The sequence below is a fragment of the Campylobacter porcelli genome, assembly GCF_002139855.1.
Classification (GTDB): domain Bacteria; phylum Campylobacterota; class Campylobacteria; order Campylobacterales; family Campylobacteraceae; genus Campylobacter; species Campylobacter porcelli.
Window position 1 is genome coordinate 613,438 of record NZ_CP018789.1, and the last position, 14,919, is coordinate 628,356.

The 14,919-nt window shown below is 35.3% G+C and carries 13 protein-coding genes; 11 read left to right on the plus strand and 2 right to left on the minus strand.

The window, feature by feature from the left end:
• Nucleotides 1–60: 60 nt before the first annotated feature.
• From secA to CSUIS_RS03145, 6 genes are read left to right on the plus strand one after another with little or no spacing between them, the layout of a single operon-like run.
• The gene (secA, locus tag CSUIS_RS03120) at nt 61–2,595 is read left to right on the plus strand and encodes a preprotein translocase subunit SecA (RefSeq protein ID WP_086297064.1); all 2,535 of its coding nucleotides are present in this window, start codon (nt 61–63) and stop codon (nt 2,593–2,595) included.
• Nucleotides 2,595–3,785, plus strand: coding sequence for an ABC transporter permease (locus CSUIS_RS03125; protein WP_086236908.1), 1,191 nt, complete (start codon nt 2,595–2,597; stop codon nt 3,783–3,785). The genes secA and CSUIS_RS03125 overlap by 1 nt, the downstream gene beginning before the upstream one ends.
• Before the next feature lie 33 nt (nt 3,786–3,818).
• The gene (locus tag CSUIS_RS03130) at nt 3,819–4,715 is read left to right on the plus strand and encodes a branched-chain amino acid ABC transporter permease (protein WP_086242501.1); all 897 of its coding nucleotides are present in this window, start codon (nt 3,819–3,821) and stop codon (nt 4,713–4,715) included.
• Nucleotides 4,716–5,765, plus strand: coding sequence for a branched-chain amino acid ABC transporter permease (locus CSUIS_RS03135; protein WP_086242502.1), 1,050 nt, complete (start codon nt 4,716–4,718; stop codon nt 5,763–5,765).
• Nucleotides 5,762–6,526, plus strand: a complete 765-nt coding sequence (locus CSUIS_RS03140; protein WP_086236905.1) for an ABC transporter ATP-binding protein — start codon at nt 5,762–5,764, stop codon at nt 6,524–6,526. The genes CSUIS_RS03135 and CSUIS_RS03140 overlap by 4 nt, the downstream gene beginning before the upstream one ends.
• A complete protein-coding gene (locus tag CSUIS_RS03145) occupies nt 6,523–7,218 on the plus strand; it encodes an ABC transporter ATP-binding protein (protein ID WP_086236904.1) in 696 nt (231 codons plus the stop codon). The genes CSUIS_RS03140 and CSUIS_RS03145 overlap by 4 nt, the downstream gene beginning before the upstream one ends.
• A 50-nt stretch (nt 7,219–7,268) precedes the next feature.
• On the opposite strand, the gene CSUIS_RS03150 is transcribed toward CSUIS_RS03145, so the two are convergent.
• Nucleotides 7,269–7,913, minus strand: coding sequence for a hypothetical protein (locus tag CSUIS_RS03150; protein ID WP_086297065.1), 645 nt, complete (start codon nt 7,911–7,913; stop codon nt 7,269–7,271).
• Between the two features lie 139 nt (nt 7,914–8,052).
• Nucleotides 8,053–9,318, minus strand: a complete 1,266-nt coding sequence (locus CSUIS_RS03155) for an apolipoprotein N-acyltransferase (RefSeq protein ID WP_086297066.1) — start codon at nt 9,316–9,318, stop codon at nt 8,053–8,055.
• On the opposite strand from CSUIS_RS03155, the gene yajC reads away from it, so the two are divergent.
• Genes yajC through leuS form a run of 5 tightly spaced genes read left to right on the plus strand, consistent with a single transcriptional unit; the run spans nt 9,291 to nt 14,919 of the window.
• Entirely contained in the window at nt 9,291–9,581 is a 291-nt protein-coding gene (gene yajC / locus CSUIS_RS03160; protein ID WP_086236901.1) for a preprotein translocase subunit YajC, read from the plus strand. The genes CSUIS_RS03155 and yajC overlap by 28 nt on opposite strands.
• Nucleotides 9,568–11,151, plus strand: a complete 1,584-nt coding sequence (secD, locus tag CSUIS_RS03165; RefSeq protein WP_086297067.1) for a protein translocase subunit SecD — start codon at nt 9,568–9,570, stop codon at nt 11,149–11,151. The genes yajC and secD overlap by 14 nt, the downstream gene beginning before the upstream one ends.
• A 2-nt stretch (nt 11,152–11,153) precedes the next feature.
• Nucleotides 11,154–12,128 (plus strand): protein translocase subunit SecF, encoded by a 975-nt coding sequence (gene secF, locus CSUIS_RS03170; RefSeq protein WP_086297068.1) that lies wholly within the window; start codon nt 11,154–11,156, stop codon nt 12,126–12,128.
• A gap of 9 nt (nt 12,129–12,137) precedes the next feature.
• A complete protein-coding gene (locus CSUIS_RS03175; RefSeq protein WP_086236898.1) occupies nt 12,138–12,476 on the plus strand; it encodes a DUF6394 family protein in 339 nt (112 codons plus the stop codon).
• A gap of 10 nt (nt 12,477–12,486) precedes the next feature.
• Entirely contained in the window at nt 12,487–14,919 is a 2,433-nt protein-coding gene (gene leuS / locus CSUIS_RS03180; protein WP_086297069.1) for a leucine--tRNA ligase, read from the plus strand.

Genomic DNA, 14,919 nt, shown 5'->3' on the forward strand with positions numbered 1-14,919 from the left:
AAGCCTAAATTTAAGCGATTTTAGGTAAAATGGCAGATTATTTTAACTACAGGATATAAAATGCTTTCACTCATTGCTAGAAAAATATTTGGAACCAAAAATGATAAAGAGGTAAAAAAATATTACAAAAGAGTAGCCAAAATCAACGCTTTAGAGCCAAAATATCAAGCCTTAAGCGATGATGAGCTAAAGCAGGAGTTTCTCTCTTTACAAAATTCATTAATAGATGGAAAAGTAACTAAAGATAGTATATTAAATGATGTATTTGCCATCGTAAGAGAGGTCTCAAAAAGAGTGCTAAATATGAGGCATTTTGATGTGCAATTAATAGGCGGTATGGTTTTAAATGATGGTCGCATAGCAGAGATGAAAACTGGAGAGGGAAAAACCTTAGTAGCTACCTTACCAGTGGTGCTAAATGCTATGGATAAAAGAGGCGTCCATGTCGTTACTGTAAATGACTATTTAGCTAAAAGAGACGCTACGCAGATGAGTGCTATATATAATTTTTTAGGTCTTAGCGTGGGCATTATAGTAGGTGGTGAGTATGATGATGTAAAGCGTAAGGCCGCTTATGATGCTGATATAACTTATGGGACGAATAATGAATTTGGCTTTGATTACTTGCGTGATAATATGAAATTTGAATTATCTATGAAGGTTCAAAGGGAGCATAATTTTGTAATAGTAGATGAGGTAGATAGTATTTTAATCGATGAGGCTAGGACTCCTCTTATAATTTCAGGGCCTACTAATCGCACTCTTGATGGCTATATCAAGGCTGATGAGGTGGCTAGAGCTATGGTAAAAGGTGAGCCAGCAGCCACGCCTCAAGATAAGCCTACAGGGGATTTTATAGTAGATGAAAAGAGCAGAACCATAATGATAACTGAAGCTGGTATTGCTAAGGCTGAAAAGCTATTTGGGGTTGAAAATTTATATAATCTAGACAATGCCATATTAAGCCATCATCTAGACCAAGCCTTAAAAGCTCACAATTTATTTGAAAAAGATGTCCATTATGTGGTGCGTGATTCTGGGGTTGTGATCGTTGATGAATTTACTGGCAGACTTAGTGAGGGTAGGAGATTTAGCGAAGGATTGCACCAAGCCTTAGAGGCTAAAGAGGGTGTAAAAATTCAAGAAGAGAGCCAAACCTTAGCTGATATAACATTCCAAAACTATTTTAGAATGTATAGCAAAATAGCTGGTATGACAGGAACAGCACAGACTGAAGCATCTGAATTTTCTCAAATTTATAATTTAGATGTTATATCCATTCCTACAAATTTGCCTATTAAAAGATTGGATAAAGATGATCTTATATATAAGAGTGAAAATGAGAAATTTAAAGCCGTTATCGAAGAGATTAAAAGGGCAAATTCCATCGGTCAGCCCGTGCTTGTAGGAACTGCAAGCATAGAAAAGAGTGAAGTGTTTCATAAAATGCTTGTAAAAGAGAGAATCGCCCACTCTGTGCTAAATGCTAAAAACCATGAAAAAGAGGCACAAATCATCGCTCAAGCTGGTGTTAAAGGTGCTGTAACAATCGCAACTAATATGGCTGGTCGTGGTGTGGATATTAGGATTGATGATGAGGTCAGATCGCTTGGAGGGCTATATATAATAGGCACAGAAAGGCACGAAAGCCGCCGTATAGATAACCAGCTAAGAGGTCGTGCTGGGCGTCAGGGGGATCCTGGTATTAGTAGATTTTATCTAAGCTTAGAAGATAATCTTCTTAGGATATTTGGTAGCGATAAGATAAAGGCTATTATGGAAAGATTAGGGATTGAAGAGGGAGAAAGTATAGAGAGTAGGCTAGTTACTCGTGCTGTAGAGAATGCTCAAAAAAAGGTAGAGAGCTTGCATTTTGAGAGTAGAAAACATGTATTAGAGTATGATGATGTAGCAAACGAACAAAGAAAGACCATATATAAATATAGAGATGAGTTACTAGATCCAAATAGCGATCTAAAAGATAAGATTATCTCTAATCGCCAAGATTTAGTCGCTATGTTTTTAGATGATGCTGATATTGTCGATGGTGGGCTTAGCGAGGATTTTGATATGGATAAACTATGCTTGATAATCAAAGAAAATAGCCTAATAGATATAAATTCTAGCCAGCTAAAGGGGCTTGATTATAATGAAATCAAATCTTTTATAGTTGATGAGCTTACTAAAGATTATGAGAATAAGATGTCAAATATAGATAGTGAGCAAAGAAAGAGTATAGAAAAACTCTTATATCTACAAATTTTAGACGCAGCTTGGAGAGAGCATTTATACCAAATGGATATTTTAAAAACGGGAATTGGGCTTAGAGGATATAATCAAAAAGACCCCCTAACTGAGTATAAAAAAGAGAGCTATAATCTCTTTATGGAGCTTGTAAATAGGCTAAAAACTGAGAGTGTAAGAGCTTTGCAAGTGGTTAAATTTAAAACAGAATTAACAAATATAGATGAGCCAAAAGATATGTCAAAAAGAGATAAAAAGCCATCTCGCAACTCGCCTTGTCCTTGCGGTAGTGGGGCAAAATATAAAGAGTGTTGTGGTAAAAGCGGACCAAAAAAAGGAGTTTTTGCTTAGTGGTTAGGTATTTGCTATTTAAATATTTACGCTTTGATAAGTCTCAGCCCTTCATCGCACTATCGGCTATTTTAGCCTTTTTGGGTGTTAGCGTTGGCTTGATGGTGCTTATCATTGCTATGGCTATAATGAATGGATTTGATAAAGAATTTGAGCGTAAGCTATTTACTATGAACTATCCAATTACGATTATTAGCTATATTAAAGGCTCTATTGATGAAAGCGATGTAACTGGGCTTAAAGAGCAGTTTAAAGAGCTTAAATTTAGCCCATATATCTCCACACAAGCTATTGTAAAATATGGCAACAAACTAGAGGGCGGAGTGCTATTTGGCGTAAATTTTAGCGATGAAAAGCAGATAAATTCTGTAATAAATGAAGCCTTAAAAGATACCATTCCAAAGGGTTTTGAGGTGGTTTTAGGCAAGGGGATTGCTGATGATTTCTCTCTTGCTTTAAATGATAAGGTTACTATACTTTTTACTCAGCTTAGTCCAAGTGGCTTAGTATCTATGCCTACTATGAAAAGATTTGATTATGTAGCAAATTTTAGCTCAGGGCTTAATGCTTATGATAAGGCGTATTCATACACAAATGTGGAGTTTTTGGCTAAAATTTTAGGCTATGAGGATAAAAAATATGATGGAATTCACATCTATTCAGACAATCCAAAAGATGATATTATAAAGCTAAATCAACTCTTAAAACCAGGTCAAAAAGCCATTGGTTGGTGGGAGCAAAATGGCAATTTTTTCAGTGCTTTAGAGCTAGAAAAAAGAGCACTTTTTATAGTTTTAATGCTTATTATTTTGGTTGCTAGCTTAAATATTATTAGCTCACTTCTTATGACTGTTATGAATCGTCGCCAAGAGATAGCCTTGCTTTTGGCACTTGGAGCAAGTAAGATGGAGATTAAAAAGAGCTTTTTTGCTCAAGGGGTTGTAATTGGTGGAAGTGGGATAGTTTTTGGGCTGATTTTGGGGCTTTTTGGAGTTTGGTTATTAGGAAGTTTTGATATAATTAATTTACCAGCTGATGTCTATGGTAGCTCAAAACTCCCTATGGAGCTATCAATTTATGATCTAGCCATGATATTAGTTGGTGCTTTGATTATTGTCTTGCTCTCATCATACTATCCAGCCAAAAAGGCTAGCAATATCGATATTCTTACTACTTTAAGAAATGAGTAAGATTAGGCAAACAGGCTTTAATAAGGGGAATTTATGGATATAACTCTATTTTTACAGCAGATGGTTAATGGCTTTAGCTTGGGTTCTATGTATGCTTTGATAGCCATTGGTTATACTATGGTTTATGGGGTGCTAAGGCTTATTAATTTTGCTCACGGCGATATAATGATGGTTGGGGCTTATGTGGCGTTATTTTCTATGACAAGTATGTCGCTTCCATTTGGTTTTGCTTTGATTTTTGCAGTTATTGTATCTGCGATTTTAGGTATTTGCACTGATAAGATAGCTTATAAGCCTCTTAGAGCCGCACCTAGAATTTCACTATTAATCACAGCTATTGGGATTAGCTTTTTATTAGAAAATATATTTCAAGTTGTATTTGGCGGGATACCTAGATCATTTAGCGTTCCATCTTTTTTTGAAAATATTGTAGAGATTGGCCCCATTACCTTGCCTGTTAGTGCGATATTTGTTCCTGTGATTACTATATTTTTGCTTTGTATAGTTTTATATATACTTTATAAAACCAAATATGGCATTGCTATTAGAGCTTTGGCTTTTGATATTAGCACTGTGAATTTGATGGGAATTGATGCGAATTTAATCATATCAATTGTCTTTGCTCTTGGGTCATCTCTAGCGGCTATTGGCGGAGTGTTTTGGGCTATTAATTATCCTAGTATTGATCCATTGATGGGTGTTTTGATAGGGCTTAAGGCTTTTGGGGCAGCTGTGCTTGGGGGCATTGGGAGTGTTGGCGGAGCTGTGCTTGGTGGATTTATCATAGGATTTAGCGAGGTTGTGGCTGTGGCTTTATTTCCAGATCTTGCAGGATTTAAAGATGCATTTGCGTTTATATTTTTAATCCTAGTTTTATTATTTAAGCCAACTGGAATTCTTGGGATTAATTTTGAAAAGAGTAGGTTTTAGATGGTGGGTAAATTTAAATTTTGGATAGCTACTATTTTGGCTATTGGTTTTTTATTTTTTTGTGATAGATATTTTAGCGAGTATAGTTTAGGAATTATCAATAATATCGCTATTTTCATAACTCTTGCTATTAGCTACAACCTTATAAATGGCGTAACTGGTCAGTTTAGCCTTGAGCCAAATGGATTTGTGGCTGTGGGGGCATATGTAGCGGCTATTTTATTATTAAATGCCGATTCTAAAGTATATCAATTTGACGCTGCTGAACCATCTGGTATTATACTAGCTCTATATACTAGCAATTTTATTTTAGCTATGTTTGTAAGCGGTATTTGTGCTACCTTGCTTGCTTTGATTCTTGCTATGCCTGTATTTAGGGTTAGGGGTGATTATTTAGCTATTGTTACTTTGGGATTTGGCTTTATAATCCAGCTATTAGCTGTGAATTTCCCAGCATTTACTAATGGCTCAATTGGGCTAAATGAGGTAATGAAAGTAGGTGAAAACGGAGATTTGAGTCGCTTTACTAATATATTTTATAGTGGCGGACTGGCTATTATAGCTACTATTGTGATATTAAATTTAGTCTATTCTAAATTTGGTAGAGCCATGAAAGCTGTAAGAGATGATGAGGACGCGGCCATTGCTATGGGGATCAACGCCTTTGCTACTAAGACTACCGCATTTTGCGTTAGTGCGTTTTTTGAGGGTATGGGTGGGGCCTTGCTTGTAGGGCTATTAGGTAGTGTAAGCCCTGATCAATTTACATTTATGTTTACTTTTTTATTGCTTATTATTATTGTGCTTGGCGGACTTGGTAGCACTACTGGAGCGATTATTGGGACGATACTTGTCATCGGCGGTAGCGAGTGGCTTAGATTCTTAGATGAACCGATGAATATATTTGGGTATCAAACAGATGCTTATCCAGGGCTTAGAATGGTGGTATTTTCTTTGGTGCTTATATTTGTTATGCTATTTGCTAGAAAGGGCATTATGGGTCAGATGGAGCTAGGTGATCTATTTAGGCGTAAAGGTAGCGACAAATGATATTACAATTAAATAAAATTTCTAAAAATTTTGGTGGGGTTGAGGCTATTAAAGAGACAAGCTTTAGCATTAAAAGTGGCGAAATTTTCGGTCTTATCGGTCCAAATGGTGCTGGAAAAACTACTATGTTTAATATAATTACTGGTGCCTATGAGCCAAGCAAGGGTGAGATTAAATTTAATAATAAAATCCTAAATGGGATTAAACCAAATAAAATTGTAAATTTAGGTATCGCTAGAACATTTCAAAATATACGCCTTTTTGGCTCTTTGAGTGTGGTTGAAAATGTCCTAATCGGACTGAATTCATCTACTAAATATAGCTTTTTAGAGGCTTGCTTGCATATTGGTAGATTTGCAAGATCTGAAAAATTAGCCAAGGATAGAGCTATGGAAATTTTAGAGCGTTTGGGGATTATTAGATACGCTAATGAATTTGCAAAAAATCTAAGCTATGGAACTCAGCGTAAAGTCGAGATAGCAAGAGCGCTAGCTACTAATCCAAAGCTACTATTATTAGATGAGCCAGCAGCTGGAATGAATCCTAGCGAGAGTGATGAGCTAGCAGATTTGATATTTGATCTTAGGGCTAAAGATGGATTATCGATTTTATTAATCGAGCATGATATGAAATTTGTAAATCGCTTGTGCGATAGGGTTTTGGTGCTTGATTATGGAAGGGTGATTTTTACTGGCTCTCCATCTGAAGCAGTAAATCACAAAGATGTTATAAGTGCGTATTTGGGAGATTTTATACAATGATAGATGTTAGAAATTTACATGTTTATTATGGTATGATCGAGGCTGTAAAGGGGATTAGCTTTTCAGTTCAAACAGGTCAGATAGTAAGCTTAATTGGCTCAAATGGTGCGGGTAAAACTAGCACACTAAATGCACTTATAAACTCAGTTAAAAGAAGCGGAGAGATAAATTTCTTAGGCTATGATACCAGCAGACATAAGACTCACACTATAGTAAGGCAAGGAATAGCCCTAGTCCCAGAAGGTAGAAGAGTCTTTATAAATCTAAGCGTAGAAGAAAATCTTAAAATGGGGGCTTTTAATAATGATGAAAATTATGAGCATTTAAGAGATGCTATGTATGAGCTATTTCCTAGATTAAAGCATAAAAGAGATCAATTAGCTGGAACTCTAAGCGGTGGAGAGGCTCAAATGCTTGCTATTTCTAGAGCTTTAATGAGTGAGCCAAAGCTCTTAATGCTAGATGAGCCAAGCCTTGGACTAGCTCCTAAGATTGTTGGGGAAGTTTTTGATATTATAGAGAGGTTAAAAGAAGAGGGCATTACTATACTTTTGGTAGAGCAAAATGCTTTTTTAGCCCTAAAAACCAGCGATTATACCTATGTGTTAGAAAATGGTCATATAGTAATGGAGGGAGTATCAAAAGATATGACTAATAATGATGAAATTCGCAAGAAGTATCTTGGTGCTTGATAAATCTTAGAATTTAAAGTAAATATGGGGGCAGATTAACGCCCCGTTTATTAAAATTTGTAGTTATATCCTACATATATACCATAATTTAGTATATTATCAAATTCGTCTATACCGGTTGTTTGATAATCCCCTTTGACGCCAAATTCAATCTCATTATTTTTATCAACCTCATAGATAGCGCCAAGTTTTACACCAAATAGATTGCCTACGCCAGATTTTGAATCATATCCGAGTGAACCACTAGCATAACTAGCTTGACCATTAAATTCTCCTTTAACGATAGAAAGACCGGTATAAGCACCAAGAGATAATTTGAATTTATAATTAAGTGATGGAGTATAGTTAGCACCTAATAAGATATTGTTAGTTTGCCAGATGAATTTACCATTTATATTTACAGTATCACTACCATTTGTTAAATTTTGTAAATGATATACTTGGCTACCTGCAGTTCTAAACGATAATCCACCCCAAATTCTAAAAGTATCAAAGTCATAACCACCTTTTAATCCAAGCTCAACTGAAGTATCACTTGGATCATCAATAGTTGAAGGGAAAATTTCATCTAATGTTGTTCTGCTTTGTAAGAAACCACCCTCAACCCCTACAAATACGCTTTGCGTTACTGCATTGCTGCTTAAAATAGCTGTAGCTGCTACAACCGCAGCACCAAATTTAACTATGTTTGTCATAGAAAAACCCCTTGTATAATAAAATTTGAATTAAAAATTCATAACTTCATTATACCCCCCCCCATTAATCTAAGCTTAAATTTAATAAAATAAGATAAAAATTTACAATATTTCAATATTGTGTTACTTATGGTAACTTTTATGGGGTGATTAACTGACTTAAGCTGCCATTTATGCTATGATATATCGTGGTTTTATGCTTAAATGCCATTAATTTTAGTAGTTTGCTTTGTAAATTTGGCTGGGTAGATGGGCTAAACCACGCATTATTGCTAATAGCTATCATAAATTTAGGATCATTCTTAAATAGCTCATCTTTAGTAGCTTCGTAGCAGATGGCGTTTCTAATCTTTACTCCATCAATCTCATAATCACTTACCCCATTAGCCTTGCTATAATCCACCGCAGAGCCAAAAAATAGGGTATTAATAGGATTTTTAATGAAATTTGGCAGCGGGATCTCCTCGCCAAATGGGACTAAAATGAGCTTATCAAGCCTTTGAAATTCCCCTTTATCAAATATATATGTTGAGTTATAAAGCTTATTATCGCTAATCCCTAAGGCTCCAGCTATTATGGCTATTTGGTGGGATTTTTGCTTAAGCTCACTAAGTAGAATTTGGCTTTTATTTAAAAATAGCGGAAAGGCACTCTCAGGCAGCACCACAGCCCTAGAGCCATCTTTGATAGCTAGGTCGATTATATCAAGATTGCTTTTGATAATCTTATCTTTTGTGTTGCGATCCCAAATTTGATCTTGGCTAAGATCTGTGCTAATAAGCGAAATATCAAATGGCAAATTCTCATATTTGGCTGGTTTATTGTAGCTAATCATAAGGGAGCAAATAAGCAATATAGCCCCAAAATATCCATTAAATTTAATAGCTATAATAAGGCAGATTAGCACCAAAGCAAGGGTATATATAGATGGGATAAATGGGGTATCTATAAAGATTAATTGAAAATTTAACCAATCAAAGCCAAAAGGGGCGATGAGATTAGCAAAAAGCAAGAAAATCGCCTTAATATATATATTTTCTAGCCAACCAATAGCCAAAAATATAAAGCCATATATTAAGCAAATTCCCAAAATTTCAATAGGTATAAGATAGCTAAAATTATAATAAATCAAACTAAAGCTAATCCAGTAAAACCAAAATAATCCGATAAAAAACCCACTCCAAAACCAAATTTTTCTATTATTTTTTAATAATAGATATAGGCCTAAAATCGCACTAATTAGACCTAAATTTGCAATATATTTTAAATTTAGTAGATCTAAAAATATAAAAAGCGAGAGTAAAATAGATATTATAAAGCCTTTTATTATAAATTTTAATGTAAAATAATCAACTAATTTTTTCTTAAAGGATCCACATGGCAGAAAATTCAATGCTAACTTCATTATTACCCCTTGTTGTATTGTTCGCAATATTCTATTTTTTAGTTATTAGACCACAGCAAAAACAGCAGCGTGAGCATAAAAATATGCTAGCCAATCTCCAAAAAGGCGATAAAATCGTAACAAATGGAGGCTTAGTGTGCGAGGTCATAAAACCAGAAGATGATTTTATCAAAGTTAAACTTAATGATGATGTAATTGTCCGCATTGATAGAAATTTTGTCGCCAAAAAATTAGACAAAATAGAGTCTAATGATGAGAAGTAGGATAACTTACAGGCTTATAGTTTTTATCCTTGCTTTTGCGTTTGGCATACTCTTTTCTATGCCAAGCTTCACTGATAGTCAAAATGGTAAAAAGGTAAGCCTAGGACTGGATCTACAAGGCGGTTTGTATATGCTCTTAAGCGTCCAAACAGAGTCTGCAATAATCTCTAAAATCAAAACAATAGCCTCAGCTATAAAGTATGATACCGATAAAAATGATATATTAGTAGATAGATTAAAAGCTGATGAAAATGGCATTAATATATCGCTTTTAGATGGAGATGATGCTAAGAGATTAGATGAAATTTTGACTAAAATCAGCGGTGTAGAGGTGCAAAAAGATGGATTAAATTATAGAGTTTTGCTTACCCCGCAAGAGAAGATCGATACCTCTAAATACGCAGTAGATCAAGCTGTAGAGACTATTAGAAACCGCTTAGATCAATTTGGCTTAGCTGAGCCTACGGTGATTAAGCAAGGAGAGGATAAAATTTTAGTTGAACTTCCTGGTATTAAGAGTGCTGCTGATGAGCAAAGGGCTATGGATTTGATAGCAAAATCAGCCCACTTACAGCTAATGGCAGTTGATGAAAAGCGTCAAGATATAGCTCAAACTATGAATGAAGATGAGGCCGCAGCTTATGGAGATCTACTATTAAGCGATGCTAAAAATCCAAGATATAAGTATTTGGTAAATGAAATTCCAATTTTAGATGGAAGTATGCTAGTAGATGCTAGAGTGGCATTTGATAATCAAACAAATATGCCAATTATAAATTTCACCCTAAATGCTCAAGGGGCTGCTAAATTCGGTGATTTTACCGGGGCAAATGTAGGCAAAAGACTTGCTATAGTCTTAGATAATAGAGTATATTCAGCCCCATCTATTAATGAGAGAATCGGCGGTGGAAGTGGTCAAATAAGCGGTGGATTTAGCATTGAAGAGGCTCGTGATATAGCTATAGCTTTACGAAGTGGAGCCTTAATAGCACCTGTAAATTTGGAAGAAAAAAGAAGTATAGGCCCAAGCCTAGGTCAGCAAAGTATAGATCAAAGTATGGTAGCGCTATCTTTAGGGGCTGTTTTGGTTTTATTATTTATGGTCTTAGTGTATGGATTAGCTGGAGTTTTGGCTAATATTGCTTTGGTTGTAAATATATTGCTACTTATAGCGGTTATGGCGTTATTTGGTGCGACGCTTACACTTCCTGGTATGGCTGGTATTTTGCTTACTATCGGTATGGCTGTTGATGCAAATGTGATTATAAATGAGCGTATTAGGGAGCTTTTAAAAGAGGGGCACAATATACATACTTGTATCCAAAAGGGGTATCAAAATGCTATGAGTGCGATTGTTGATTCAAATTTAACCACGCTTATAACTTCAGCTGCCCTATATGCTTATGGGACTGGACCGGTAAAAGGCTTTGCTGTAACTATGAGTATCGGTATCATCGCTTCTATGCTAACTGCGATTTTAGGCACTCATGGTATGTTTGAGTTTTTAAGCCGTAAGATAGAAAGAGGTAGTAGTGTGCTTTGGTTTGGTTATAGGATTAAAAGGGGCTAATAATGCAGATATTTGATAAGGGTAAAATATATAATTTTATGGGTATTAGATGGGTTATGTTTGCCATCTCTGCTACGCTATTTTTTGGCTCTATTGCTCTTTTATTTACCAAGGGGTTAAATTATGGGATTGACTTTGCTGGTGGGACGCTAATTCAGGTTAAATATCATGATAAAGATGCGCCAATAGATTTGATTAGAGATAAATTTGCTAGTAATGAAATTTTAAAAAATGCTAGTATAACTGAGTTTGGCTCAGCTAGTGAAATCACCATTAGATATACCACAACTAGCGATAGTTTGGGTAATAATCCTGGGGCTTTTGTGGCTGATATGCTTAAAGATAGTGGAGAATTTGAGATTCGCAGAGTTGATGTGGTAGGACCAAAAATCGGTAGTGAGCTAAGAGAGAAGGGGATAATGGCTGTGATTGTCTCTCTTGTGCTTATACTTATATATATCGGTGTTAGATTTGAGTGGAGATTTGCTCTAGCTGCTATATTTAGCGAAATTCACGATGTGGTTATAGTGCTTGGGGCTATTAGTTTGCTTAGTATTGATGTAAATTTAGATACTCTTGCGGCGATTTTAACCGTTCTTGGCTACTCGCTAAATGATACTATCATTATTTTTGATAGGATTAGAGAGAGGGTTAAAGAGAGTAAATTTATAGAGCTATTTGGCGTGATTAATGAGTCTGTATCGCTTACTCTTTCTAGGACTTTGATGACATCAGTTACCACACTTTTAGCCGTTATTACGCTATTTTTCTATGGTGGAGATATGATACATGGCTTTTCTATTATTATGATAATTGGAATTTTGATTGGGACTATTAGCTCAGTTTTTATCGCTGCGCCTATGCTTAGTTGGTTTAGATTTAGTGTTGAAGAGTATAGAGCTTTAATGGTTGCTAAAGAGCTAAGAAAGAAAGAGAAAGAGAAAATTCGCGCTATGTATGAAAAAGGTAGATTATAAGGAGTTTATATGGATTGGGGTAAGGTTATATTTACATTTTTTGCACTTATGAGCTTGACTACTACGGCTGGTTTTTTATTTGAGGATAATGCTGTTGCGTTATTTATCGCTGCTAGTATAAATTTGATCTCTACCTTGCTTAAAGTAGGGGTAAGAAACCTACTTGCAGCTGAGCTTTTTGCTAGTTCATTGGTGGCTGATTTACATCTAATTCCTGCTTTTGTGTTGCTTATAACTGGCTATAGTCAAAGTATGGTATATACGCTAGTTATTGGTGCGATTTTGGCAAATATATTTTCTATTATTTTAATATTGATAGAAGCGTATAAAACTAGAGATGAATTCTAAGGATAAATAAATGCAATACATAGCTAAAGATATAGAGTATAAATGGCAAAGCACATGGAGAGATAGCGGTTATAGTGAGCCTAAAGATGATTATAATTTGCCTAAAAAGTATATTTTATCAATGTTTCCATATCCAAGCGGTAGGCTCCATATGGGGCATGTGCGAAACTATAGTATAGGAGATGCCCTATCTAGATACTATAGAAATCAAGGCTTTAATGTCCTTCAGCCAATGGGCTTTGATAGCTTTGGTATGCCAGCAGAAAATGCTGCTATAAAGCATAAAATCCATCCTAAGAAATGGACTTATGAAAATATTGATTATATGATAAAAGAGCTTGATTCTTTGGGGTTTAGCTTCTCTAAAAAGAGATTACTAGCTACAAGCGATCCACTTTATACAAAGTGGGAGCAAGAGTTTTTTATAAAAATGTATGAAAAAGGCTTAGTATATCGCAAATCAGCTGTAGTAAATTGGTGTGAAAATGACCAAACCGTCTTAGCAAATGAGCAAGTCGAAGATGGCAAATGCTGGAGATGTGGGCATGAAGTAGTCCAAAAAGAGATGCCAGGATACTATCTTAAAATTACTGAATATGCTAATGAGCTTTTAGAGTGCTTAAAGGATTTAGAGGGCAAATGGCCAAGCCAGGTTATTACTATGCAAGAGAATTGGATAGGAAAGAGCAATGGGCTTGAGTTTAAATTCGAGTTTGATGATAGTAGTAAAGAGATAGTCAAAAATGATGGATTTATGGTCTTTACCACTAGACCAGATACTATTTATGGTGTTAGCTATTGTGCTTTAGCACCTGAGCATGATATTGTAAAGGGATTATTAAATAGCGAATTTATAAGCACAGATATAAAAGATAAGATTAAATCTATGTTAAATCAAAGCCCTAAAGAGCGTCAAATAGCCGATAAAGATGGGGTATATTTAGGTATTAATGCTATCCATCCGCTAACCAAAGAGCTAGTGCCGATATGGTGTGCTAATTTTGTATTAGCCCAGTATGGGCATGGGGCATTGATGGCAGTTCCAGCTCATGATGAGAGGGATTATGAGTTTGCTATTAAATTTAATTTGCCTATTAAGAAGGTAATAGAGTGCGATGAGTTGCCATATACTCAAAAAAGTGGTAAGCATATAAATTCCGATATGATAAATGGCAAGGAGTATGAAGAGGCTAGTAGGGTTATTATAAATTATTTTCAAAATAATAACACTGGCAAAGAGGTTACAAACTATAAATTAAGAGATTGGGGTATCTCTAGGCAGAGATATTGGGGTGCGCCTATACCGATGGTGCATTGTGATAAATGCGGAATTGTAGCCCAAAAGCTTGAAAATTTGCCTATTTTATTGCCTGATGATGTGGTTATCACTGGAGAGGGAAATCCGCTAGATAAGCATCCAAATTTTAAAAACTGCAAATGCCCTAAATGCGGTAATCAAGCTAACAGAGAAACCGATACTATGGATACATTTTTTGAAAGTAGCTGGTATTTTGCTAGATATGCAAGTGATGAGAAAACTTGGGAAAAAGTAGCCATAGATAAAAAAAGCGTTGATTACTGGATGAGCGTAGATCAATATATCGGCGGGATAGAGCATGCTATACTTCATCTTTTATACGCTAGATTTTTTCAAAAGGTTTTAAGAGATCTTGGATATTTGCGTGATAGTGAGCCTTTTGCTAGTTTGCTTACTCAAGGTATGGTCTTAAAAGATGGTGCTAAGATGAGTAAAAGCAAGGGAAATACAGTTGATCCTGATGAGATTATCGCTAAATATGGTGCTGATACAGCAAGGCTATTTATACTCTTTGCAGCCCCACCGCAAAAGGAGCTTGAGTGGAATGATAGTGCCGTTGAGGGTGCGTTTAAGTTTATAAATAGGCTTTGTGATAGAAGTGTAAATGCCTATAAAACAGAGCAAATTCCAGATATAAATCACTCAAATTTAGATAAAGATGAAAAATACGCAAGATTAAAGGTCTATGAAGCGCTTAAAAAATCAAGCGATGTTTTTGAGAGTAGCTTTGCTTTTAATACCTTAATCGCAGCTTGTATGGAGGCTCTAAATGCCCTAAATGCTCAAAATAATAAAGATATATGGACAGAGGGCTACTATATAATTTTAAATTTACTAGAGCCAATTATCCCGCATATTTGTTGGGAACTTAGTAGCAAGCTATTTGGGCTTAAAAATTTTAGAAAAATTGAGCTAAAAAGCGAGGTTTTTGATAGTGATATAATAAATTTAGTAATTACTATAAATGGCAAAAGAAGAGCCCAAATCGAAGTAGATAAGAGCTTAAGCAATGAAGAGATAATTACTCAAGCCAAAGTAGCAGTATCTAAGTGGATCGTACAAGCACAAATAGTAAAAGAAATTTATGTACCAAATAAACTTGTAAATATCGTTATAAAGGGCTAA

Excerpts from the sequence above, each read along its gene's own strand:
- secA (WP_086297064.1), top strand. The coding sequence starts at position 61 with ATGCTTTCACTCATTGCTAGAAAAATATTTGGAACCAAAAATGATAAA.
- CSUIS_RS03130 (WP_086242501.1), top strand. The coding sequence starts at position 3,819 with ATGGATATAACTCTATTTTTACAGCAGATGGTTAATGGCTTTAGCTTG.
- CSUIS_RS03135 (WP_086242502.1), top strand. The coding sequence starts at position 4,716 with ATGGTGGGTAAATTTAAATTTTGGATAGCTACTATTTTGGCTATTGGT.
- CSUIS_RS03140 (WP_086236905.1), top strand. The coding sequence starts at position 5,762 with ATGATATTACAATTAAATAAAATTTCTAAAAATTTTGGTGGGGTTGAG.
- CSUIS_RS03145 (WP_086236904.1), top strand. The coding sequence starts at position 6,523 with ATGATAGATGTTAGAAATTTACATGTTTATTATGGTATGATCGAGGCT.
- CSUIS_RS03150 (WP_086297065.1), bottom strand. The coding sequence starts at position 7,913 with ATGACAAACATAGTTAAATTTGGTGCTGCGGTTGTAGCAGCTACAGCT.
- yajC (WP_086236901.1), top strand. The coding sequence starts at position 9,291 with ATGGCAGAAAATTCAATGCTAACTTCATTATTACCCCTTGTTGTATTG.
- CSUIS_RS03155 (WP_086297066.1), bottom strand. The coding sequence starts at position 9,318 with ATGAAGTTAGCATTGAATTTTCTGCCATGTGGATCCTTTAAGAAAAAA.
- secD (WP_086297067.1), top strand. The coding sequence starts at position 9,568 with ATGATGAGAAGTAGGATAACTTACAGGCTTATAGTTTTTATCCTTGCT.
- secF (WP_086297068.1), top strand. The coding sequence starts at position 11,154 with ATGCAGATATTTGATAAGGGTAAAATATATAATTTTATGGGTATTAGA.
- CSUIS_RS03175 (WP_086236898.1), top strand. The coding sequence starts at position 12,138 with ATGGATTGGGGTAAGGTTATATTTACATTTTTTGCACTTATGAGCTTG.
- leuS (WP_086297069.1), top strand. The coding sequence starts at position 12,487 with ATGCAATACATAGCTAAAGATATAGAGTATAAATGGCAAAGCACATGG.